The sequence below is a fragment of the Finegoldia sp. P1-F-LS genome, from assembly GCF_052932205.1.
Genome location: NZ_JBRFJH010000001.1, coordinates 211,232 through 236,895, shown reverse-complemented (window position 1 = coordinate 236,895; position 25,664 = coordinate 211,232). Strand labels below are relative to the sequence as shown.

General features: G+C 28.1%; 21 protein-coding genes. 2 read left to right on the top strand and 19 right to left on the bottom strand.

Going from position 1 to position 25,664, the window contains the following annotated elements; translation table 11 throughout:
- The first annotated feature begins 97 nt into the window (after nt 1–97).
- Nucleotides 98–1,078 (top strand): tyrosine recombinase XerC, encoded by a 981-nt coding sequence (locus ACU68Y_RS01410; RefSeq protein WP_094225627.1) that lies wholly within the window; start codon nt 98–100, stop codon nt 1,076–1,078.
- Nucleotides 1,079–1,155: 77 nt separating this feature from the next.
- On the opposite strand, the gene ACU68Y_RS01405 is transcribed toward ACU68Y_RS01410, so the two are convergent.
- A complete protein-coding gene (locus tag ACU68Y_RS01405; protein ID WP_002838135.1) occupies nt 1,156–1,467 on the bottom strand; it encodes a LysM peptidoglycan-binding domain-containing protein in 312 nt (103 codons plus the stop codon).
- Nucleotides 1,468–1,641: 174 nt separating this feature from the next.
- Here ACU68Y_RS01405 and lexA point away from each other — a divergent pair, with 174 nt between their 5' ends.
- Nucleotides 1,642–2,268 carry a transcriptional repressor LexA gene (gene lexA, locus ACU68Y_RS01400; RefSeq protein ID WP_002838320.1) on the top strand — a complete coding sequence of 209 codons (627 nt, stop codon included), beginning with the start codon at nt 1,642–1,644 and terminating at the stop codon, nt 2,266–2,268.
- A gap of 48 nt (nt 2,269–2,316) precedes the next feature.
- On the opposite strand, the gene ACU68Y_RS01395 is transcribed toward lexA, so the two are convergent.
- From ACU68Y_RS01395 to rseP, 18 genes are all read right to left on the bottom strand, one after another.
- Complete coding sequence (locus ACU68Y_RS01395; RefSeq protein WP_002838127.1) at nt 2,317–3,591, bottom strand: methionine gamma-lyase family protein; 1,275 nt, start codon at nt 3,589–3,591, stop codon at nt 2,317–2,319.
- Entirely contained in the window at nt 3,578–4,522 is a 945-nt protein-coding gene (gene miaA, locus ACU68Y_RS01390; protein ID WP_002838371.1) for a tRNA (adenosine(37)-N6)-dimethylallyltransferase MiaA, read from the bottom strand. Before miaA ends, ACU68Y_RS01395 begins: the two co-directional genes overlap by 14 nt.
- The gene (gene mutL, locus ACU68Y_RS01385; RefSeq protein ID WP_446755250.1) at nt 4,519–6,402 is read right to left on the bottom strand and encodes a DNA mismatch repair endonuclease MutL; all 1,884 of its coding nucleotides are present in this window, start codon (nt 6,400–6,402) and stop codon (nt 4,519–4,521) included. The genes miaA and mutL overlap by 4 nt, the downstream gene beginning before the upstream one ends.
- Before the next feature lies 1 nt (nt 6,403).
- Nucleotides 6,404–8,974, bottom strand: coding sequence for a DNA mismatch repair protein MutS (gene mutS, locus ACU68Y_RS01380; protein ID WP_446755249.1), 2,571 nt, complete (start codon nt 8,972–8,974; stop codon nt 6,404–6,406).
- 1 nt (nt 8,975) lies between these two features.
- Entirely contained in the window at nt 8,976–10,361 is a 1,386-nt protein-coding gene (gene miaB, locus ACU68Y_RS01375) for a tRNA (N6-isopentenyl adenosine(37)-C2)-methylthiotransferase MiaB (protein WP_094225622.1), read from the bottom strand.
- 56 nt (nt 10,362–10,417) lie between these two features.
- Nucleotides 10,418–11,092, bottom strand: coding sequence for a PP2C family protein-serine/threonine phosphatase (locus ACU68Y_RS01370; RefSeq protein WP_094225621.1), 675 nt, complete (start codon nt 11,090–11,092; stop codon nt 10,418–10,420).
- Between the two features lies 1 nt (nt 11,093).
- Nucleotides 11,094–12,527, bottom strand: coding sequence for a PASTA domain-containing protein (locus ACU68Y_RS01365; RefSeq protein WP_446755248.1), 1,434 nt, complete (start codon nt 12,525–12,527; stop codon nt 11,094–11,096).
- Between the two features lie 83 nt (nt 12,528–12,610).
- Entirely contained in the window at nt 12,611–13,408 is a 798-nt protein-coding gene (locus tag ACU68Y_RS01360) for a pyruvate, water dikinase regulatory protein (protein WP_002839089.1), read from the bottom strand.
- 10 nt (nt 13,409–13,418) lie between these two features.
- Nucleotides 13,419–15,107, bottom strand: a complete 1,689-nt coding sequence (locus tag ACU68Y_RS01355; protein ID WP_060790584.1) for a glycine--tRNA ligase subunit beta — start codon at nt 15,105–15,107, stop codon at nt 13,419–13,421.
- 9 nt (nt 15,108–15,116) lie between these two features.
- Nucleotides 15,117–15,821 (bottom strand): DNA repair protein RecO, encoded by a 705-nt coding sequence (gene recO / locus ACU68Y_RS01350; RefSeq protein WP_002838372.1) that lies wholly within the window; start codon nt 15,819–15,821, stop codon nt 15,117–15,119.
- A complete protein-coding gene (era, locus tag ACU68Y_RS01345; RefSeq protein ID WP_002838109.1) occupies nt 15,821–16,705 on the bottom strand; it encodes a GTPase Era in 885 nt (294 codons plus the stop codon). Before era ends, recO begins: the two co-directional genes overlap by 1 nt.
- Nucleotides 16,698–17,093, bottom strand: a complete 396-nt coding sequence (cdd, locus tag ACU68Y_RS01340; protein ID WP_002838211.1) for a cytidine deaminase — start codon at nt 17,091–17,093, stop codon at nt 16,698–16,700. Before cdd ends, era begins: the two co-directional genes overlap by 8 nt.
- A 7-nt stretch (nt 17,094–17,100) precedes the next feature.
- A complete protein-coding gene (locus tag ACU68Y_RS01335) occupies nt 17,101–17,844 on the bottom strand; it encodes a diacylglycerol kinase (RefSeq protein WP_002841737.1) in 744 nt (247 codons plus the stop codon).
- Nucleotides 17,828–18,289, bottom strand: a complete 462-nt coding sequence (gene ybeY, locus ACU68Y_RS01330; RefSeq protein ID WP_446755247.1) for an rRNA maturation RNase YbeY — start codon at nt 18,287–18,289, stop codon at nt 17,828–17,830. The genes ACU68Y_RS01335 and ybeY overlap by 17 nt, the downstream gene beginning before the upstream one ends.
- Nucleotides 18,270–19,253 (bottom strand): PhoH family protein, encoded by a 984-nt coding sequence (locus ACU68Y_RS01325; protein WP_002841668.1) that lies wholly within the window; start codon nt 19,251–19,253, stop codon nt 18,270–18,272. The genes ybeY and ACU68Y_RS01325 overlap by 20 nt, the downstream gene beginning before the upstream one ends.
- Nucleotides 19,254–19,285: 32 nt before the next feature.
- Complete coding sequence (locus ACU68Y_RS01320) at nt 19,286–23,551, bottom strand: PolC-type DNA polymerase III (RefSeq protein WP_446755246.1); 4,266 nt, start codon at nt 23,549–23,551, stop codon at nt 19,286–19,288.
- Nucleotides 23,552–24,601: a flavodoxin-dependent (E)-4-hydroxy-3-methylbut-2-enyl-diphosphate synthase gene (ispG, locus tag ACU68Y_RS01315; RefSeq protein ID WP_012290593.1), complete on the bottom strand. Its 1,050-nt coding sequence runs from the start codon at nt 24,599–24,601 to the stop codon at nt 23,552–23,554. It abuts the gene before it with no gap.
- 50 nt (nt 24,602–24,651) lie between these two features.
- Entirely contained in the window at nt 24,652–25,656 is a 1,005-nt protein-coding gene (gene rseP / locus ACU68Y_RS01310; protein WP_060790589.1) for an RIP metalloprotease RseP, read from the bottom strand.
- Between the last annotated feature and the right edge of the window lie 8 nt (nt 25,657–25,664).

Genomic DNA, 25,664 nt, shown 5'->3' with positions numbered 1-25,664 from the left:
GCTATATTTTTTTGACAATGGAGGAGTATTTTGATAAAATTATAATGTCACAAAATAATAATTTTGTGACATTAAGCTTATAGAATTTGGAGGTACTATGAATAGCTATCCTATGATACTTATGGACTTTTTAGACTACTTAGAAACTATAAAAGGTCGTTCGTCAAACACCGTTAAAGAATATGCTTATGATATTAATTTAATGATAAAATACATTATAGCACGTAAGCAAAATATAAAATTAAAATCATTTGATGATATTGTTAATATTGATTCTTCTGATGTAGATTTAAATTTTTTCAAAAATATTGATGTCATTGATCTGCACTCTTTCATGGGATTTTTAGATCACAATAGATCCAATGGATCATCTACACGTAGCCGTAAAACTTCTAGTATCAGAACGTTTTATAAGTATCTTATAAATATTAGAAAACTTGATATAATAAACCCTGCAGAACTTTTAGATTCACCCAAAAAAAACATTAGACAACCAGTATATCTTACGCTTGATGAATCATTAGATTTACTTAAGGTTATCCTTCGCGAAAAAGATGAAGAAATTAAATCCCGTGATTACTGTATTACAGTATTATTTTTAAATTGTGGTATGAGACTATCTGAGCTTAGCAGCATAAATATTGATCATATAAAAACAAATACTTTGAGAGTTATCGGAAAAGGAAACAAAGAAAGAACTGTTTATCTAAATGATATGTGTTTAGATGCTATCGATAATTATCTTAAAATAAGACCAGAAATAGATAATGACGCTTTATTTATTAGCAAAAAAAGAAATCGCATGAGTAATCGTGCAATACAATACAGAATTGAACATTATTTAAAAATAGGTGGATTTGACACTAGTATATACAGTGTTCATAAATTACGCCACACAGCAGCTACTTTAATGTATCAATATGGTAATGTTGATATAAAAGTATTGCAAGAAATTTTAGGTCATGAATCAGTGTCTACAACTCAAATATATACTCATGTCGATAATAACAGTTTAAGAAATGCAGTAAATAAAAACCCACTTAATAGCTTAAATAACGATTTAAAAAACACTAAATAGAAAAAAATAAAAAGATCAAGACATGTGCTTGATCTTCATTACTGTTATTAGATAGTATTAGGAGTATAACAGTATCATTATTTATTTATTAAAGGTATGTTCAAATGTTCGCCTACTTTAATTGAACTGCCTTCTATAAATCTATTGTAGTGTTTTATTACAGATATAAATTGTCTTGTACTCATGCTATCAGGTTTGAATTTTGTAGAAATTTTCCACAATGAATCCGATGGCTCTACAATATAATATTCAGTGTTATATTCTAAATTCTCATAATTACCATAACTCATATTAGTAGTTACTACTAATATCATCAAGCATAGTGCTACAAAACAAATTGATATGAATCTAAAAAATTTAAACTTATTTGTTATTCTATATTTTTTCATATTTCCTCCCTACCAGAAATCACTTTCTGTACATATGTTCTATATGTTTATTCTACAACATATGTTCTTGTGTGTCAATAAAAGATTTTATGTTCTATTAAAAAAAGAAACAAATGTTTCATTTTTTGAAGAAATATGATATAATCAAGAAAAGAATAGAAAAGGAGTATATTAATGTACGATGATTTAACCTCAAAACAAATTGAAATATTAAAATTTATAAAAAGATATATAGATTACAAAGGATATCCCCCTGCTATTCGAGAAATTGGCGATAGTTTAAATATAAATTCAACATCTACCGTCCACAATAATATTTTGAAATTAGAGATGAAGGGTTATTTAAGAAGAGATCCTCTAAAAAATAGAGCATTAGAAATCATAGATAGTGTTTATGAAGAACAAGAAAATGAAATCAAAAAAGAAACTATAGATGTTCCTATCGTTGGGAAAGTTCAAGCTGGAATGCCGATTTTAGCTATAGAAAATGTAGAGGACACATTTCCTCTTCCTATTGAATATACATCACAAGGAATAGTATTCATTCTAAAAGTTCAAGGGGAATCTATGATTGAAGACGGAATATTAAACGGAGATAAGATAATTGTTCGCAAACAAAATACTGCAAACAATGGAGATATCGTTGTTGCGTTAATGGATGAATCAGCAACTGTAAAAAGATTTTATAGACATTCTGATCATATTGAACTAAGACCTTCTAATTCAACGATGTATCCTATTATTGTAAAAGATGTTGAGATTTTAGGAAAAGTTATCGGCCTTTACAGAACAATTTATTAAAAAAACAAGCCTTCTAATTATTGTTATAAATAGAAGGCTTTTATTATTTTATATTAAGTTTTTATTTTTTAAATTCATAACAACTTTCATGCAAGCAAGTAATGCTTGTTTATAGGTTAAAGATCCTTGAAAATAAGCTACATATGGTTCTCTTAAAGGTCCATCTGCTGAAATCTCTATACTAGAACCATCTATAAAGCTTCCTGATGCCATTATTACTTTATCATCGTAACCTGGCATATCCCAAGGATAAGGAACTACATGTGAATCTACAACAGATGACTCTTGAATGGATCTACAAAACTCAACAACTCTTTCTTCGTTTTTAAGAATAATCGCACAAATTATATCACTTCTTTTATCTTCTACATCAGGAATTGTTTTAAATCCCAATTTTTTGAAAACATGAGAAAATAATAATGCCGACTTCATTGCTTCAATAGTAATTTTAGGAGCTAAAAATAAGCCTTGTAATGTGTTTCGAGTCGTACCAAAAGTTATTCCTACTTCCTTTCCTATTCCTGGTGCTGTTAAAGTATTCGCTACCCTATCGATAATAGACTTTTTACCAGCAATATATCCTCCTGAAAGAGCTATTCCACCACCTGGATTTTTTATCAAAGATCCAGCAATAACATCACATCCTACCTCAATAGGTTCTTTATATTCAGTGAATTCTCCATAACAATTATCAACCATGATTATAATTTCAGGAAATTTCTCTTTGATAAATTGAGCTGCTCGTTCGATTTGTTCAATATTTATAGCATTTCGTAAACTATAACCTGTTGATCTTTGTATGGCTATCATTTTTACAGTAGAGTCTATCTTTGATTCCACAGCTTTCAAATTTATTTCATTATCTACCAAATCTACATAATCAAAATCAATTCCAAATTCTTTCAAATTACACGGAGAATTGCCTTCGATTCCTATAACTTCTTGTAATGTATCGTAAGGTAATCCTGTGATATATAATAATTTATCTCCAGGTAATAATGCACCTTTCATCAATAGACTTAGTGCATGAGTTCCAGAAGCAATAGACGGTCTAACTAAACAATCCTCAGCTTTGAAAATATCTCTAAATATCGCTTCACATTTATCTCTACCAACATCACCATATCCATAACCCGTTGTTGATGCAAAATCAGTAGCTTGTAACTTATTATCTTGGAAAGCCTTCAAAACTTTAAGTTGATTAACAAATTCCAAGTTTTCTAATTCTTTAAATTTTTCGGATAGTAGATAATCACTTTCCATAACTGTATCAAAACTATAATCATCTATACCGTACCATTCTTTTATTTTATCTCTTATCATATAACCATTCTTTCACATTTTTCAAACAAATTTGTTCGATGTCTTCAAATTCTCTAAAGTCTTTCAAATTCATCCAATGAATTCTTTTATCTTGTCTAAACCACGTTAACTGTCTCTTAGCATATTTTCTACTATTTTTTTTCATTAGACTAATCATATCTTTAAAAGATATCTTATTATTTAAATACATAAAAGCTTCTCTATAGCCTATAGCTTGAATTGATTGAGAGTTTTCATCCGTCATTTCATAAATGTATTTGCATTCAGCCATAAAACCTTCATCAATCATCTCATCAACTCTTTTGTTAATCCTTTCGTAAAGGACCTGTCTGTCATCATTTAATCCAATTATATAAAAATCATAATCATCGTTATAATGGTCAAATTTATCGTTAATTTCACTAAACTTATGCCCAGTTAGTTTACATACTTCGATTGCTCTAATAACACGTCTCACGTTGTTCATGTGAATCTTATCAGCGGACTTTGGATCTATATCTTCTAATATTTCATGAAGTTTCTCATTTCCATATTGTAAAGAAATATTTTCCAATTCTTCTCTTAATTTGTCATCAGATTTAACAGCATTAAACTCTAACTTATGAGTTATCGAGTTTATATATAAGCCTGTGCCTCCAACAATAATTGGGATTTTGTTTTTAGATGAAATTTCTTCAATTTTTTCTATGCATAGATTTTTAAATTGTTCAACATTAAAATTTTCATATGGTTCAACTATATCTATTAAATGATGTTTAATTACTCTCTGATATTTTGGTTCTACTTTTGCAGTTCCAATATCCATATACTTATATATTTGCATTGAATCTGCAGAAATAATCTCACTACTTAATCTTTTTGCTAAAAAAATACTCAACCTGGTCTTCCCCACTCCAGTAGGTCCAACTATTACAATACATTTTTTCCTCATTTTATCCTCATAAACATTTTTTCTAGATCTTTTTCATTCATTTCAATAAAAGTTGGCCTTCCATGAGGACATGTTAATGGATATTCACATTTAAACAAATCTTCTAAAAGTTTAATTATTTCGAAGTTACTTAAAGTGTCACCTGCTTTTACACTCATTTTGCAAGATCTTTTTATAACTTTAGATTCAATTACATCAAAAGGATCATTTGAATTCTTAGCAATTGTATCCAAAATATCGGTAAATAAAAACTCGGCATTTGAGTTTCCGAATAGATAAGGGACAGCACGAACCACTACTGAATCATCAGAAAAAACATCACTTTCATATCCCAATTCTTCAAATATGCTCTTATTATTGGTATATATTTCCATGAGTTCATCAGTTAATGAAATGTTAATTGGAAATGCTAAATTTTGTGACACTACTTCCTTATCTAACATTTGTTTTGTTAACTTTTCATAATTAATTCTCTCATGACAGGCATGTTGATCAAATAAATAAATTTTACTGTCATATTCATCCTTAGCTAAAATATATGTTTTGAATAAAACTGTAAGTATATCAAATTTTTCATATTTTGCTAAATAAGATTCAACTTTAATTTGTTCGATTTCGTCAAGAAAGAAGTTATCTTGTTTCGCTATATCTTTCTCTTTAAAAAAATATTTATTAGTTTCTGGCTTTTTATTAAATGCTTCTGACTCATCTTTATATCTTATATTTCTTAAATTGCTTAATTTTGAATTATCGTTGAAAAGATTATAAGAATATGTTGGCTCTGATACCTTATCATATTTATAGTTAGTTAAGTTAGAATCAGATTCAAAATAATTTCTTCTTAAATCTTTGTACTTATCATCATCAGGAATTGATTGACTAATATTTGTAATTCTAACGTTATTTTCTAGCAAAAATCTAACCTTTTTATTGAGTTGTTCCAATATTTCATCCAAAATAGATATTTTCACTTTTTGTTTATTTGGATGGACATTAACATCTACAAGCTTAGGATTTATTTCAAAAAAAAGCCAAAATAGTGGAAATCTCCCGTTAGGAATTACAGATTTATAGTTAGATTCAACAGTATTTCTGATATCTTCCGATTTAATAAATCTACCATTTAAGAAAATATATTGCATCTGCCTATTAGCTCTATACAAATTATTATTTGAAATGTATCCGTGAATTTTGTAATCGTGTGAACTTATATCAATATCTATTAAGTTATTGGACATTGAAGTGCCAAATAAATTAATAATATTCTCCTTAATTGAAGAATTCTTCTTAGTCTCAAACAAAGTTTTGTTATCTTTAATGTATTTGATAGAAACATCTGTGTTGCAAATAGCAAATTTATACATTGTTGTTGTTATTAGATTTGCTTCTGTCTGATCTGACTTCATAAACTTTTTTCTTACAGGTACATTATAAAACAGATCTTTTATTACTATCTTAGTTCCTACATTCATGGCAACATCTGATTCATTTATAACTTTTGAATTTCTAAACTCAACTTTTTCCCCGATTTTTTCTGATTTTGTTCTAGTACTTACAATAAGTTTACTCACAGCTAGAATACTAGCCAAAGCTTCTCCTCTAAAACCCAATGTCCTTATATCATATAAATCATCAAATTTTTCAAGTTTACTAGTTGAATGTCTTTTAAACGCTAATTCTATTTCATTTTTTTCAATTCCCGATCCATTATCGCTAACTGATATATAATCTTTTCCGCCATTTTTAATTTCTACAATAATGGTATCACTTCCAGCATCTATTGAATTTTCAACTAATTCTTTAATAACAGAAACAGGCCTTTCAATAACTTCACCTGCTGCAATTTTTTGTATTGTATCTTCTGATAATAATTTAATCATTTTAATCACCTAATTTTGAAGCTTTAATAACTAGCTCATTTAATAGTTGTAGAGACTGTATTGGAGTAATCTCATTTACATTAATATTTTTAATTTCATCCTTAAAGTCTTTTAATTCATGAATATTTTTATCATCTTCCATTTCATTTTGAACTGCAAAATCAGCAATTGGAAAATCAATTTTAGTATCTTCTTTGTCTATTTCTTTTAAGATTGATTTTGCACGTTTTATCAGAGTCTTTGGCATTCCAGCTAATTCAGCTACTTCAATACCATAACTTTTATCAGTTGAACCTCTAGTAATTTTTCTCAAGAAAATAATAGAATCATTAGTTTCTTTAATATCGACTTTCATATTAATAAGATTATCTAATTTTTTCTCTAATTCTGTTAGTTCATGGTAATGGGTTGCAAATAATGTTTTTGCTTTAATATTCTTTGAAATATATTCAACTATAGCCCATGCTAAGCTTAATCCATCAAATGTTGATGTACCTCGACCTATTTCATCTAATACTAATAAACTATTTGAAGTTGCATATTTAATAATATTGCTCATTTCTTTCATTTCAACCATGAAAGTAGATTCACCTTTAAATAAGTTATCACTTGATCCTATTCTTGTAAAAATTTTGTCGACAATAGAAATATTTGCCTTGGTAGCAGGTACGAATGATCCAATTTGATTTAATATGCAAATTAAGGCAACTTGTCTAAGGTAAGTGGATTTCCCACTCATATTAGGCCCTGTAATTAACTGTATATCATTTTTCCCAGATCCGATTAGTATGTCATTAGTTATAAATTCAGATTGGCCTACGCTTAGCTCTACAATAGGATGTCTAGATTCTAAAACATCAATTAACCCATAAGTATTGATATCTGGCTTAATATAATTATTCAAGTACGCACATTTAGCTAGCGAATTTGAAACATCAATAATTGCAATCAAATCTGCAGATTTTTTTATTCTCGATAAATTTTCTAAAATTATTTTTCTAATGTCCTCAAATATCTTATATTCTAGTTCAAAAATCTCATCCTCAGAATCTAATATTTTTGATTCTATAGCTTCTAATTGTTTTGTCTTAAACCTTGATGAATTAGTCAACGTTTGTCTTTTTTCGTAATCTTCTCCAACCTTATTTAAGTTAGATTTAGTAACATCGATAAAATATCCAAGTTTTTTATTAAAAACAATTTTTAGATTCTTTATCCCTAACCTGTCTTTTTCAGACATTTCGTATTCTACTAATTCATTTTTTCCATTAACTCTGTTATAACGCAATTGATCTAATTCATTAGAAAAATTAGGTTTTATTAGATTTCCTTCTGTCAAAATTACAGGAGGATCGTCCACTATTGATTTGTCAATCAAATCGTATATGTCACGTAAATCATCTAATTTTTCTCCTATTAATTGTATGTTTTTCTTGTTACAATTTAAAAGATTTTTCAGGTATGGAATCTTTTCAATAGAGACCTTTAAAGCAATTAAATCCTTGGCATTAGCACTTTTATAAGATAATTTCGCTAAAAGTCTATCCAAATCGTAGATACCATCTAGGCAATTCTCTAAATTAACTAATAACTCATAATCTTCAAAAATTTCTTCAACTCTATTTTGCCTAATCAAAATTTCTTCTTTATCCATCAATGGTCTTTCTAAATAACTATGCAATAGTCTAGATCCCATTGATGTTTTTGTATGATTCAACACTCCAAACAAACTACCATTTTTAGAATTAGTGTATAAATTTTTTTGAATTTCTAAATTAATAACGCTATTAGAATCAATTTCCATAAATTCATTTATATAATATTTTCTAGAACTATTGATATGAACTAAATCATCCTGATATCTGAACACATATTTTAATAAATTAGCAACACAAATATTAGTTGTTTCGCTGTTGCTATTATCGTATTTTATCTTGCTATTAATGAAATCTATAGAATTAGTGCCATTATTAACAGTAGTCAATACAATTGAGAACTTACTTGCAATTGTTTCTAATGAATTAGTTGAAAACTCATGATCATTAAATATGATTTCTTTTGGAGTAATTTTTGAAATCTCATTTTCAATTATTTTATAAATATCATCAGATGTGGTATTAGTATATGAAACATCACCTGTTGAAATATCTATATACGAAATAGCGACCTCATTTGATTTTTTTGAAATACTCATCAAATAATTAAAGTTTCCAGTATCAGAATTTTCATTTTCTATTACTGTAGCCGGAGTATAAATCTTAATTATTCCTCTTTTTACTAGACCTTTAACTAATTTGGGATCTTCTAATTGCTCACATATAGCAACCTTATACCCTTTTGAGACTAATTTGTTAATATATACATCACTCACATGATAAGGAATACCACACATTGGACATTTTTTATTTTCTCCACAATCCCTTTGTGTCAAAACAATTTCAAGCTCTTTGGATGCGATCAAAGCATCATCAAAGAACATTTCATAAAAATCTCCTAATCTAAAAAATAATATACAATCTTTGTTTTGTTCTTTTATTTCTTTGTATTGTTTAATCATAGGAGTATAAGCCATTTTAATCCACCATTTCCCCAGTTAATGCAAAAGAATTGAAATCTACAATTTTCGTATTTACTAATTTACCAATATAAGATTTATCACATTTAACATTTACCAATTTGAATGTTCTAGTTCTTCCTGTCATGACTTCTGGATTATTCTTGCTTTCTCCTTCAATTAATACTTCTTGTATAGTCCCAAGATAAGATTTGTTTTTCTCGTAAAAAATCGGATAAGCAACATCTAAAAGTCTTTCTAGTCTATCTTGTTTTACATCTTCATCAACTTGATCTTCAAATAAATCCGCCTTTGTTCCAGGTCTTCTATTATATTTAAATGTAAAAGCTTGTTCGTAACCAACTTTTCTAACTACATCTAAAGTGTCCTGGAAATCTTCTTCAGTTTCTCCTGGAAATCCTACTATAATATCCGTTGAAAAAGTAATTCCTTTTACACTTTTCTTTAATTTCTCTACCTTTTCTAAGTAAGATTCTTTTGTATATCTTCTGTGCATTCTTTCTAAAACCGAATTTGATCCTGCTTGAAATGGTAAATGAATGTTTTCGCAAACTTTATCTAATTTACCCATTGCTTCAATTAATTCATCAGAAATATCTTTTGGATGACTTGTTAAAAATCTTAATCTCTCAAGTCCTTCAACATCATTAACCTTAGTTAAAAGCTCTGTAAAAGTAACAGGATTTTCAAGTGTTTTACCGTATGAATTTACATTCTGTCCTAGTAGAGTTATATCTTTATATCCTTGATCTACCATTCTTTTCACTTCAGATAATATACTTTCAACAGATCTACTTTGCTCCCTACCTCTTGCGTATGGAACTATGCAATAAGTACAAAAATTATTGCATCCAGTCATTATATTTACATATCCGACATATTCATTATCTCTTTTAATAGCGATATCTTCATCAATGTCATCTTTTCTTTCAATGTCTACAACTAATTTGCCACTGCTAAGGTGTCTATCTATAAGATATGGTAATGAATTTATGTTATTTACTCCAAATACTATATCCACTTGTGGATACTTTTCTCTAATAATATCGCGCGCAGGACCAGTTTGCATCATACAGCCACATACAGCTATAAGCATATCTGGATTCTCTCTTTTTAAATTTTTTAATGCTCCAAGTTGTCCATAAACCTTCATCTCTGCATTTTCTCTTACTAAGCAAGTATTGAAAATTATGAAATCCGCATCTAATTTTTCATCAGATTTTTCAAATCCCATATTTTCTAATAATGTTTTTATTTTTTCAGAATCATGTTCATTCATTTGACAACCATGAGTAATTATCGAATAGGTTGGAGCGTGTTCGTGTCTATTTATAAATAAATTAACATAAGAATTTGTGGCTAATTTATCGTTATTTTCTTCCATGTATATCTCCTTTATAAAATATAAGCCATCGATACTCGATAGCTTATAAATAAATTCTATATTTTAATCAATGTAATTGTAATGTTATCATCAGATTTATTAATTACATCCTCTAATAATTTATTGCATTTTTCTTTTACGCTTAAGTTTGATTTCAAAATAGATTGAATATTGCTTTTATCAATAAATTTATAAAAACCATCAGTAGCCATTAGTATTTGATCATCAGAGCTTAGTTCCTTAATAATATAATCGGGTTTATCCATACTCCTAAAACCAAGCCCTCTGGTTATGGCATTTTTAAGATTTTCATTGTTTTTTACAACATGATCTTTTGAAATTTGATAAAAACCATATTCATTTTGTAAATAAGCTCTACTATCTCCAATATTAAATAGATACATTGTGTTTTCTCTAATAATAGTGGCTAAGAATGTTGTTCCTATATTGTTTGGGCAATTGTTTGAATTTGAAAAATCTAAAATTTTATAACCTGCATGATGAATTGAGCCATAAATCAAATCCTTCATGCTAAGTTCTTCTGCGAAGTGATTTTTAAAACAAATTAAAAACTCTTCTACTGCGATTTCAGATGCTTTTTCACCATATTCACATCCACCCATGCCATCTGCAATTAAAAATATTTGAGTATCTTTAAATGCTTCGTTTTTATAGTAATCTTCGTTTTTATCTCTAAAATCACCCTTATATGAAATCGAAAAATACTCCATATTATTCCCCGCTGTTACTATTGTCGTTTTTTCTAGTATTTTCATTATTAGATTCTTGATTATTATTTGAATTAGAATCATTATTATCTACACTAGAATTATCATTTTCATCTTCATTAGGCCTTTCATTTTCCTCTGGTGGAGTATATTCATCATCGACAGTTTCTTTCCTTTTTATTTTACCAGAACTTACAGTTATCGTAACAAAATCTCCATTCTGGATTTTTCTGCCTGCTTCAATACTTTGATCAATAACAAGACCTTCATCATATACGGTACTTTTTTTGTATCTAACTTTCTTAACATTTAAACCTAAATTAGATAGTTCTTTCTTCGCTTTTTTCAAATTTAAACCTATTAGGTTAATCATTGTGTTTTCTTTTTCTAACCCAAGTTCTACTTTTATTTTTTTCTTAAATAACAGTTTCTCTCCTACTTTAGGACTTTGTCCTATGACAACATATTTATTATAGTTTGACTTATCAACACTAACTGACTTATCTACTACCAATTCTATGTTATTTGCAGTAGCTTGATCAACAGCTAGCATTAAATTTTTTCCAACATAATCAGGTGCTTTCGGTCTCGAATTATAATAAAAAATAATTGCTGCTGCAGCAAAAAAAGCTAATAATACAGATGTAAAATAAACTAAAAAAGATTTGAGATAATTATGCGATTTCTTTTTTTTCTTTATTTCTTCTTCGAATATATTTTCATCTATTTTATAAGACATATTTTTCTCGTGTTCATTTTTCAAGTCTAGCTTTATAGTATTATCAATTGACTCATTATTTGAACTTGGCATTTTATTATAATTAATTTCATTTAAATCTTTCATTATACTTTGTGTATCATTAAAAGTGTAATTTCTTAGTTTTTGATAAAAATTATTTAGGTTACTATTAACAATATCAATATTAGATTCTTCTAAAATCTCTAATAGTAGTGTTATGTTAAATCTTAATTGGGCTGTACTATCACCAAAGTGTTCTCCATTAAAGTTTTTGAAAATATCAATCTTGAAATGATCATTCTCATCTACAATCATATTATAAATTCTTAAATTTCCTAAAAATATGCCATTATTTTCAGAGTAAATAAGCGAAAGTAATATTTTTTTTAAAACATCTAATAGAAATGATTCAGATACTCTTTTTCTTTTGAATAGAATATCAAGGGATATCCCATCAAAAATTTCGTAAGTTAAGTAGCTCTTATTACTAGAATTTATTAAATCATACATTTCAAGAATATTTGGATGATGTAGATTTGATAAGTATTTTAAATCATTTGTTAAATTTTCAAAATAGTTTTTGTCGTGATATTCTTTTAAACAAAGATATCTATTTAATTTTTTATCATATGCTTTAAATGTCGTAGAAAATTCGTCTTCATTTATTTTTCTTTGAATTTCGTATCTATTATTCTCCACATTAGCCTCCAGTATTCTCCTAATATTTTATCATAATTTAATATCTAAAACAAAAAAGCTCTCAAAAAATGAGAACTTAAATTTTACTTATATTTATCAATATACGAAATTATTTCATTAGATGTTTCATCGATTGTTTTATCTGTTACATTAATTATTTTACATCCTATTTTGTTCATAATTTTTTTTGCATATTCAAGCTCTTTTTCAATCCTGAAATCATCTGAATAACCTAATTGTAAACCAATTTTGGCCATTCTATCTTCCCTAATGTTATTAAGCTTGTCAGAATCAATTATTAAACCAATAATCTTTTTATTATCTACTTTATATAATTCTGAAGGAATTTCAACTTCCGGTAAAATAGGAATATTACAAACTTTATAGTTTTTGAATGCTAAATTTAAACTTAAAGGTGTCTTTGAGGTTCTTGAAACCCCAATTAATATAATATCTGCTTTTAATATACCAAATTTATCCTTACAATCATCATATTTTACTGCAAATTCTAATGCTTCCATTTTCTCAAGGTATTCTTGGTCAACTTTTCTATTTAATCCAACATCAAATCTAGGTTGTTGCCCGAAAAATTTACTTGAAATTAGCATAGGATATGATAAAACGTCTACTAGATAAATCGATTCATTCATTTCTGTTTTTTCAATCAAGTAATCTAATAATTCTCGATCTACAATCGTAGAAAATATTAATATATCTCCTTTAATATCATCTAGTATTTCATCAATTTGTTCTTTTTTATTAATTTTTGAGAATTTTTTTATATCAACATCTGTAATATCAAAATGAACTTTCACAGCATCCAAAACTTGATTTGCTGTCTCTCCTGTAGAATCAGAAATAACTAATATAGTTTTATTCATAACATTCTCCTTAATTTAATTTATTAAATACACCTTTAAAAATTAATTTATAAAAAGCCAAATCTTCTTCAGAGCATTTTGATAATCTTTCAAACATATCACACAAATTATTGCTATCTAATTCCATCGGTGTATACTTACACTCATTACAATTTACCTCTAGCATTTTTTGAATCTGTAACATTAATTTACCATTATATTTTGAATTTATTTCATGTAAGTTTGTCAATAAACGATTTAATTTAAAAATATTTAAATTAGCATAATTAATCACATCAATTTCATCAAAATCATACCCTGATTTTATGCATTCGTCTCTGTAAACATCAAGAATAATTTCTTTTATACTTTTCTCAAAATATTCATAATCTACTATACCTTTGTCTTGTAAAAAAACATATAAAATTTTAGTAATAAAATCACTTAAATTAAAATCCAATTCTGATTTGAGAATAATAGATATCACCGATGTAATAGTTTTTCTTAGCTTGTAATTATATTTAAAATTTTCGTCACTGCTTGATATTATGTAAGACATAACATATTCCATTTTATCAGAAATTGCTACAATTCTAGCCGCTGTTGAATTTGGAATACTTTCAGATATAAATCTTGGTTTAATATGCTCATAAACACCATCATAAACAATTTTTTCTTCTCCATCAGACTTAGCATACAATCTACCAATTAATCCATGTAAGTAAGGACACTTTTTAACAATTTCTGTTGCTTTATCTGCTTTACACAGAAATGAAATTCTGTTTACAGAATTAACTGTTTCTTCGCTAACCGAAAGCATCTTACATAATTCAGGAGATATTTTTATTAGTCTTTGTGTTTTATCATAAAAGTTACCATAATTATTAATATAAGTAACGTTTTTTAAATCTTCTACAAAATCTTCAAGTTTTTTATCTGACTTTTTAGTTATCAAATTATTTATTTCTTCCAATTTATTATTAATTTCAGCACACAAAACTCGAGAGTCTTCGGAATTTTTATTTTTAGCATAGACAAAAAAGTTAGAACTATTTCCATTTTCAAATTCCATTGGTAATACCTTAAAATTTTCCATTAAAACTGTATATAGTATTGATTTATCAATGCATAGATATTTTTCGTCGAATGAACCTTCTACACTTACTGGATAATCAAACTTATTAGCATATTCATTCATTATGCTCTTATTATTAATTATTGAGCATCCGTTAGCTCTTGCAAGTTTATTAGCACTTTTTTCAAAAGATTCTAGTCTCTGGTCTTTTTTCAATATAATTTCATTTTTCAATAACGCAGAGGAAAAATCGTTAAAAGTAGAAGAATTAACTAATTCGTTATTCTTATTTTCATCAACATCATTAAAATTTATTGTTTTATGCTGTTCTTCATTAAAAATTTTTATTTGCAAAATAGACTCTTTAAATGATAAACTCTCGTGATTATATTTATATTTAAAATTTATAGAATCAATTGCATTAATTATTATGGTTTCGTAATCTTCTAGCGTGTATTTGGTATTTTCTATGCTAGTAACATAAATAAAAAAATGATCTTTTATTGTATCCAAATCTATATTTGAATATAGTAATTGAAGTTTTTTAAATTCTTTTCTTATTTTTTCGTAAAGTGATCTATTTATAAATCCAATAAAGTCATTAGGTATATTCTTAGTCACTATATCAATTAATAAGTTGTGCATTATTTCTCCTTACAAATATTCAAGGTAACCTAATGACCCTAAATATTCTATTCCAAAATTGTTCATCGTGTATTTTAGCAAAATCTTTAAAATTTCATTCTCATTTATTGATTCATACTTTTTATTAATTATATCATCATATCTATTTTTCATTAAGTATATCATATACTTTGCATGCAAATTATCAATTTGATAGTATTCTCCATCAGAATCTACAAATCCACCATCTAAATAAAACCTATTGTGACTATTTTGATAAAACATACTAGGTTGATATCCAAGATATGATACAAGTTTCAAAATAAACGCATTTATTAAAGCGTATTGATCTTCAGAATATTTGGATAAGAATATTACTGTTTTTAAAATCAAGGCATATACTTTTTCATTGCAAACTTCATTATAAAAAATCGACTTAATTAAATCGACAATTACTAAGCTAAATAATTCTGATCTGTAATTAGTTCTAATATTGAAGTTAGAATTAATCAAATCATAATCTACCAAGTAGTAGAATTGATTTCCTTTTTTTAAAGTAAAATCATTCACTGATAAAACGTTAAATTCAATAATTGACTTCATAGAATTAATATTATTGATAAAAATACCAATAATACCTTCTTCTTTACTAAAAACATTTAAAATTATAGAGTTTTCTCCATAAACAATATGTTCTAGTACAATCGCTTGTGTCTTGATGTAGTCTTTATCCATTAGTTGTATCCCAAATACCTTAATCTAGAATCTTTATTTCTCCACTCTTCATCTATTTTAACCCAAAGTTTAAGATTTACTTTAGTATCTAATAATTGCTCTATATCTATTCTGGCATCAGTGCCTATTTTTTTAATCATTGATCCTTTTTTCCCAATTACCATACCTTTATGACTTTTTTTCTCAACGATAATTGTAGCGTCTATATCTATTAAATTCTTATCTTGTCTCTCTTTGAATTTTTCAATAGTTATAGCTATTCCGTGTGGTAATTCATCAGATAAATTGATAAGTGCCTTTTCCCTGATTAGTTCTTGTACAATCTGCCTAATAGGTTGATCAGTTACACTATCTTTATCATAATACATAGGTCCATCTGGTAATGTATTACGAAGAGAGGTTAAATATCCTTCAATATTATCCCCATTCAAAGCACTAATAGGAATTATTTGTTCGAATATTCCAACTTTAGTATACATTTCTACTAGTTCATTAACTTTATCACTTGCTATTTTATCAATTTTATTGATTAATAAAATAATTTTTGTATTAACTAATCTTAGTTTTTCTATAATTTCTGAATCCAGCTTTCCTATTTCTTCTGTGGTATCAACAATATATGTTATAACATCAACCTCATTCAATGTTGACATTGATACTTTAAGCATATAATCTCCAAGTTTATTTTTTGGTGTTTGTATTCCTGGTGTATCTAGAAATATTGCTTGCATATTTTCATCTGTATATATAAGTTGAATTTTATTTCTGGTAGTTTGTGGTTTGTCTGAAATAATCGTTAGCTTTTCTCCTAAAACTCTATTTAAAAGAGTTGATTTCCCTACATTACTTCTTCCTATTACTGAAACAAATCCTGATTTAAACATTTACATCATCTCCACTAAATCCATGAGGTAGTAATTCTTCAATATTATAAATTTTATAATCTTTCTCATTTCTAGCTACTATTATCCTAGTATCTTCATTAGAAAATTCTTTAATCACCTGTCTACAAACTCCACAAGGATAAGTAAAATCTGAATCTCCAATTATTAAAATTGTATCTATTAATTTACATCCTTCAGAAACCATCTTTGAAATAGCAGTTCTTTCAGCACAAATAGTTGGACTGAATGATGCATTTTCGATATTACAACCTCCAAAATAGTTTCCGTCTGTGTCTTTTACACAGCATCCTACATTATAGTTAGAATATGGTGTGTATGCGTTTTGTTTATATTGCAAAGCAATTTTGTACATTTTATTAATTTCCATAATACTCCTAAATAATCACTTTAAATAATAATATAGCTACTAAAGTCCCAATAATACCACCAACTATAACTTGACTTAACGTATGGATTTTGCCTTCTACCCTACTTTCTGCAACTAAAAAAGCTATAAAATATGATAGTATCGTCACGAGTGTATTATTTGCTAGAAGAGCAATAATAGTAGCACTACAAAAAGAAACTGATGAATGGCCACTTACGCTACCACCTTGTAAATATGTCCATTTATTCTGATATATAAAACTTTTTAAAACTAAAGTTATAACAACTACCAAAATCAAAGCTATAAATGTCAAATGGGTAGGTGAGTTTTGTAATTTGATTACTGCTGTGTGACTTAGAGGCACAATTCTATCATAAAACATAAAATAACCTACAAAAATAGAATTAAAAGCAGCAAGTAGCACTGCCCCAGCTCCTACATCTTTTGCTATCTTTGCTTTATCGTCGTATTTATCGTAAATTAAATCAACTATAGTTTCAATTGCAGTGTTAATCATTTCTGCCATGAGTATGAAAGTTATAGTTATACACAAGCAAGCCATTTCAACTCTAGATAAGTCGAACATCAATGATGCTATCATGACCAAAACAGTCATCAGTATATCAGTTCTAAAGTTTCTTTCATTTTTCAAGCAATGTATAATTCCATCCATTGCGTATTGAAAGCTAGTAATAAAAGATGTATTTTTTGAAATGTTTTTATCTTTTGATTTGCTATTTAAATTCTTCATCTTTATAAATACCTATTTCTTTCAATGCTGATTTTTCCTTGTTTCGCATAATAATTCTATCGCTTTCCTCAATATGATCATAACCTAACAAATGAAACATTGAATGAACTACTAAGTACACAATTTCTCTTTTAATAGAATGATTGTATTCTTTTGCTTGTTCAATAGCTCTTTTGCAGCATATAATTATATCTCCCAAAAGATTTGTTTGAATCGCAAAATCATCATCTAAAGGAAAACTTAACACATCTGTTACACTGTCTTTATCTCGATAATCACTATTTAATTTCCTAATTTCTGCTTCACTAACAAAAGATAAAGATATTTCATAATTATCGTCATTTAATTCTTGAAGCAAACATATTCTTATTGACTTTTCAATATCTGATGTCAATTCATCATCAATTTGAAAATCTTCTTGTCTATTACTTGTCTGTATTATCATAATTCGACCTATTATTTTCTAAATTTTCATAAGCTCCAATAATTTTTTGTACAAGCGGATGACGTACAACATCTGTTTTCTCAAACTCTAAAAAGCTTATTCCTTTTATATTTCTAAGGATATTAGTGGCTACTAGCAGTCCTGATTTTTTTCCTCTTGGTAAGTCCACTTGGGTAATGTCTCCAGTAACAATGGCTTTTGATCCGTATCCTATTCTGGTAAGAAACATCTTCATTTGTTCATTAGTTGTATTTTGAGCTTCATCTAAAATAATGTATGCATTATCCAATGTTCTTCCTCTCATATATGCCAATGGCGCTACTTCGATTAATCCTCTATCTTTGAATTTTTCAAAATTCTCATAACCTAAGATATCAAACATTGCATCATAAATTGGTCTTAAATAAGGATCAATTTTTTCTTGAAGATCTCCAGGTAAAAACCCTAAACTTTCTCCGGCTTCAACAGCTGGTCTAGTTAAAATTATTCTATCTACCTCGTTGTTTCTAAAAGCATTTATAGCCATCGCCATTGCCAAGTAAGTTTTTCCGGTACCTGCTGGTCCAATTCCGAAAACAATATCATTTTTATTAATCATTTCAACATAATTTCTTTGATTAACTGTTTTGGGTTTAAGAGGTTTGCCTTTTGAATTGTAGCAGATTACATAGTCTTTAATTTTTGAAATGTTATCTTGTTTTATTTTTTCCAAATTAGAAAGCAAATAATCTAAATCTTGATCTGTTACTTCGTTTCTAGATAAAGTATGTGTATCAAGTGATTCAATTAATTTGCCAACACTTTCAATATTTATATCAGAACCACTAATCAAAATACCCTCTTCAGATATCTTAAGTTTAACATCACAAGTTTCTTCAATTTTTTTTGAGTTTTTTTCTAATTGTCCAAAAATAAAAGTTATTAATTTTTCGTTATTTGTTTTGTAAATTAAATTTTTATCCATAATCACTCCATTTATCTAATTATAACATATCACTAAAAATCAAATAAACTTATTTGGTTTTCATTTTGTAAACCATCTAATACACCGTGATTTTCTAGTATTTCTAGTGCTGTTTTGTTAACTTTTGTTCTATCGGCAAAATCTTGTTTAGAAATAAAATCACCTTTTTGGATTTCTTCAAAGATAGCAATAGAGTTTGCGTCGCTTACACCTTCTAAGGCATTAAAAGGAGGTTGAATGAATCCTTTTTCCAAAACTTTAAATCGCGCTTTATCTGATTTATATAAATCCACTCTTGATTGTTTTATTCCTCTACAATACATTTCTTCTGCAACTTCTAATACAGAATATTTGTTGCTATCTTTTGCTGTCATCTTAGAATTTGATTCTTTGTACTTATCTTTCAGGGATTGCATTTCTTCTCTAATTGCACTCAATCCTCTTACAATAACATCTCCTGGATAATCTTGCAATTTTATTGTAAAAAATGTTGAATAAAATGCTTCCGGGTAGTGTACTTTAAAATAAGCTATTCTATAGCTCATCATTACATACGCTACTGCGTGAGCCTTAGGGAAAAGATATTCTATCGTTTTACAAGATTCAATGTACCAATTTGGAACACCATTTTGAATCATATAGTTTAGTGTATCTTCATCAAGAACTCTATTTTTTCTAACTGTTTCCATTATTTTAAATGATTTTTTCTTTTCCAATCCCTTATTAATAAGATAAATCATAATATCATCTCTCGTACATATAGTGTCTTTTAATTCTACAACACCATCTCTTATTAAGTCTTGTGCATTATTTAACCATACATTTGTACCGTGAGATAATCCAGAAATTCTAACTAATTCCGAAAAAGTTTTTGGTGTAGTGTCTCTAAGCATTCCTCTTACAAAGTTTGTTCCAAATTCAGGTATTCCTAATGTCCCTATATCCAATCCATCAATTAATTCTTCAAAGTGTAAAGCATCTATTGACGAGAAAATACTCATTGTTTCTTTATCATCCATAGGAATAGTTAACGGATCAACTCCTGTCATATCAGATAACATTTTTATAATAGTTGGAACATCGTGTCCCAGCAAGTCGAGTTTTAAAATTCTACCACTAATTGATTTATAATTAAAGTGAGTAGTGATTATATCACTGTTAACATCGTCTGCAGGGTGTTGAACTGGACAGAAATCCTCGATATCTTTATCTCTTGGAACTATCATTACGCCACCTGGATGTTGCCCTGATGTTCTTTTAACGCCCAATATTCCTCTTTGTAAATATTTTATCTCTGAATTATTAACATATTCGTTTTTATCTTCAAAATATTTTTTAATATATCCATAAGCAGTTTTATCTGAAATTGTACCGATAGTTCCCGCTCTAAACACCTTACCTTCCCCGAACAATTCTTCAGTGTATTTGTGTACTGTAGGTTGATATTCTCCAGCAAAGTTTAAATCAATATCCGGCTCTTTGTCACCATCGAAGCCCAAGAAAACTTCAAATGGTATGTTATGGCCTTCTTTTTTTAATGGTTTCCCGCATACTGGACAAATTTTGTCATCAAGATCCACTCCTGATCCAATATTCTCATCATGAATAAACTCAGAATGTTTACAGTTCTCACAAATATAATGAGGAATTAAAGGATTAACCTCTGTAATATCAGCCATTGTAGCAACAAAGCTTGATCCTACAGATCCTCTGGATCCTACTAGATATCCATCTTCATTACTTTTCTTTACCAATTTTTGAGCGATAATATATAATACAGCATAACCATTTGAAATGATAGAGGATAATTCACGTTCTAATCTACTTTCAACAATTTCAGGTAAATCATCACCATATATACTTCTGGCTTTTTTATAAGTCATTTCTCTTAATTCCGTATCAGAGCCTTCAATAACCGGTGGAAAAGTTCCGTCTGGTATAGGCTTTATTTCCTCTAGCATCTCTGAAATTTTTATCGTATTATCTATTACTATTTCTTCAGCCACATCTTTTTCTAAAAAACCGAATTCATTCATCATTTCATCAGTTGTTCTGAAAAATAAAGTAGGAAATTTTTCACCGTAAATTTTTCTAGGTTGACCTTCTAAAATTATATTTCTAAATATATAGTCCTCTTTTTCAAAATATTTAGCATAAGAATCAGCCACAAGAGGTTTATTATGTTTTAATGATAAATTGTATAGTTTTCTGGTTAATTCTTCACAACTTCTTAAATTAAAACTCATACTTTTAGATTTTACACCATCATAATAAAGAGGTGGTTGAACTTCCAAAAAATCATATCTTGAAATTATTTCATCTATTTTTTCATCAGATTCAAAACTAAGAATTGCTTTTATTAATTCTCCATTTTCATTTCCAGATCCGATTACTAGACCTTCCCTTCGTTTATTCAATTCAGATTTTGGTATTCCACCTTCTCTTGAAAAGTATTTTAAATTAGAAGCAGTCACTAATTTATATAAATTCTTCAATCCTATTAAATTTTTGGCATATATTGTAGCAGTATGAGATTCTCTTTTAGAAATGTTCCAATCAGAGTCCATTTGATTTATATTAATATCAAATTTAATACCTCTTTGTTCAAGGTTATTAACCATGCAGATGAATACCTCACCAGTTGCTCTAGCATCATCACAAGCTCTATGATGATTGAACAAATTTACGTTATATTTTTTTGTCAATGTATCTAGCTTATGGTTTTTAAGATGAGGCTCCAACGCCCTAGCAAATGCAAGAGTATCTATATATGTTCTTACAGGATTTATCCCTAAATCAATACAGTTTTTCTTGATAAATCCCATATCGAAATCTGCGTTATGAGCTATTAAAGTGCAGTCTCCGACAAATTTCAAAAACTCAGGTAATACTGCATCTATTTTCGGCATCTCTTTTACCATCTCATTTGTTATAGACGTTAGTTCTGTTATTTTTTCTGGTATTGGAATTTCTGGGTTGATTAATTGATTGAATTCATCAACAATTTTATTGTCTACTATTTTTACAGCTCCAATTTCAGTTATTTTTTCTGTTGCATTAGATAATCCTGTAGTTTCAATATCAAAAACCACAAACTCTTTCAAATTCATAGAGTCATAAGGATTAGTTATAATTCTAAAATCATCTTCTAATATTTTAGCTTCCATTCCAAATAGTGGTTTTAGTCCATTATTGCTGCAAGCTTCATACAATTGGGGATAACCTTGAACTACAGATTTATCAGTTAATCCAAGCGCAGTATGTCCCCATTTTTTAAGAGTTTTACAGCATTCATCCAAGTCAATGAATCCATCTAGTTGGCTCATCTGAGAATACATATGAAGTTCTACACGCTTTTTATAGTACTCATCTTTTCTTGATTCTGGTTTCTCAATTTCTTGCATTTGTTTTATTGAAAAAGACTTTCCAGAAGTAAACCTATCAAATTCCAATCTTCCAGTTAGCAATAAATAAACTCCCGATTTCAATTTGTCTCCAAAAGCTTCATATTCATTCTTCTTCAAGAACTTCTTTGCTAGAACAGCTCCACTCTCATCTCTTAAATCCAAAGAAACAATAAAACTTTTACCATCTTTTATGCTTCTTACATCTACATCAATAATTTCAGCTTTGATGCAAGTATCATCTTCATTTTCTATAATTTCTTTAATTTTAATTGGAGTCTTTTCTATGTCCTTTCCACACTTTATTCCCGTTTTTTTAACCTCTTCTTTTTCTTGCTTAGGAATATCTTTTATTGATTCGGCTATTTTTTCTCTAATTGAATTATCATACTCTTTGAGATTTTTTATATAATCATCATTATCCCTTAATTCAACTATTTTAGATTTTATTGAATAACTTAGATTATATGCTTGTTTTATTAATGATGATAATTCGATATCTTTTTGATCTGAAATGAATTTATCCCTTATTTGCTCAAAATTAAAAACAATTGATATTTCAGAATCGCTTATATTTATACTTTCAAAATCAACACATGATGAATATTCACAAAAATCAGCTGATTTTAATATTTTAATCAAAATGTCTTTTGAGAAATTCGTTTTTGAATTTTCATATTCTATAAATTCAATATTAATTTTTGCAATAAAATCCAATAAATCTTTTTGAATAAATTCCGACAAATTATCTTTATTCTCATCTTTATGAACATTTATCAAACAATCTAACTCATCATTATCCTTATTGTAAGTTAATTTATCGATGTAGATCGGATTTCTTGAATCATATTTTAGACCTATTTTCTTCAACACATCGTTTAGTAATAAATGCATTTATAACCTCTCAATTTCTTCAATTAATACGTCTAATAATTCTTCTTCCTTAACTTTTCGTATTATTTCACCCTTTTTGAAGATTAATCCTACTCCATTTCCCCCAGCTATACCAAGATCAGCTTCCTTTGCTTCGCCAGGTCCATTTACAACACAACCCATAATAGCAACCTTGATATGTTTGTCTATTTTATCCAATTTTTTTTCAGCCTCATTGACAATACTAATTAAATCAATCTTGGTTCTAGCGCATGTTGGACATGAGATTATTTCAATTCCTTCATTTAATAATCCCAAGCTCATTAATATTTGTCTTCCTACAATAATCTCTTCTTTAGGATCACCAGTTAACGATACTCTGATAGTATCTCCAATACCTTTTGATAAAATGCTACCTATCCCTACACTCGATTTTATAATTCCTTTAGTAGAAGGACCTGCTTCTGTTATTCCAACATGAAGTGGATAATTACAAAGTTGCGACATTTTTTCATAGGCTTTTATTGACATATTAACATTAGAAGATTTTAATGATAATTTGATATCGTTAAATCCCATATCCTCAATCATTCTTATTTGATCAAGACAACTGTAGCATATTGAATCAACATTTACTCCATGATACTTGTCAATGAATTTTTGATTAACAGATCCGCTGTTAACTCCTATTCTCATTGAAATTTTATGGTGTTTACAACAATCTACAACTTCTCTTACCCTGTCTATTCCTCCAATATTACCTGGATTAATTCTTATGCAGTCACATCCATTTTCAATTGCAGCTATTGCTAATTTGTGATGAAATTGAATGTCTGCAACAAGCGGAATATTTGTCATGCTTTTTATAACTGGTATTGCTTTTGCATCTTCCAAATCATTTATTGCACTTCTAGAGATATCACAACCTACTGATTCGAATTCTTTGATTTGTTTTACAGTGCTCTCTATGTCTTTAGTGTCAGTATTAGTCATAGATTGAACTGTAACTCTTGCTCCATTTCCCACGGCAACATTTCCTACATAAATTCTTTTTGTATCTTCTCTTTTCATTACTTCACCTTTCAAATTTAAAAAGGCCTATACAGGCCTGATTAAAACATCTAAAATAATTTGATAACATCTTTAATTGTAACTATAGCTATTAGTCCTAAAAGCAGGATTAATCCTACCATATGAATATAGCCCTCTTTTTCTTGAGATATTTTCTTGCCAAATATCATCTCAATCAATATGAAAATTGCTCTTCCACCATCTAATGCCGGTATAGGCAATAAATTAAATACACCTAAGTTAATATTAATATATGCCAATAAGAAAATTAAATTAGCAACACCTGTCTTTGCAGCATTTCCAATCTCCTTGACAACACCAACTGGTCCGCTCACTCCTCCTAGACCTAACTTTCCAGTTATAAGCATTCCTAAGAACTTGTATAACATTCCTGTTAAGTTAAGGAAAGTTGCTATTCCTTTTTTTAATCCTTTTATTATATTAAAATTTTTAATATTATATTCTTCTTGAAAGTTTACTCCAATTTTTCTATTATTATTTTCTAATCTTGGGGTAACTTTAATATTCCTTGATTTTTCGTTTCGTAGCAGCACAATGTCCAAATCTCCTTTGGATTTTTTTATGCTTTCTAACACTTGTTCTCCGTCTTCTAACATTTGTCCGTTTATAGATACAATCTTATCTCCTGCTTGTATTCCTGAAGAATATGCAGGTGAATTTTCCAATACACCAGATACCTCAGTACTAACTCTACTTACAGACATTAGTAAAATTAACAAAATAAATGCTAGAATGAAATTCATTATAGCACCTGCTAAAATTACTTTAAGTCTTACAAATGGTGACTGATTGTTTAAAGAATTTGGACTGTCATTTTCCTCGTCTTCACCTTCTAGTTGGCAATACCCACCTACAGGCAACAATCTTAAAGAATAAAGAGTTCCGTTTGATTCTTTCTGGAAAAGTTTTGGTCCCATACCAATTGAAAATTCCAAAACCGAAACTCCATTCATTTTAGCTACAATAAAATGTCCAAATTCATGTATTAAAATTACAAGTAAAAATATTATAATTGATGAAATTATTGTAATCACATTTCCTC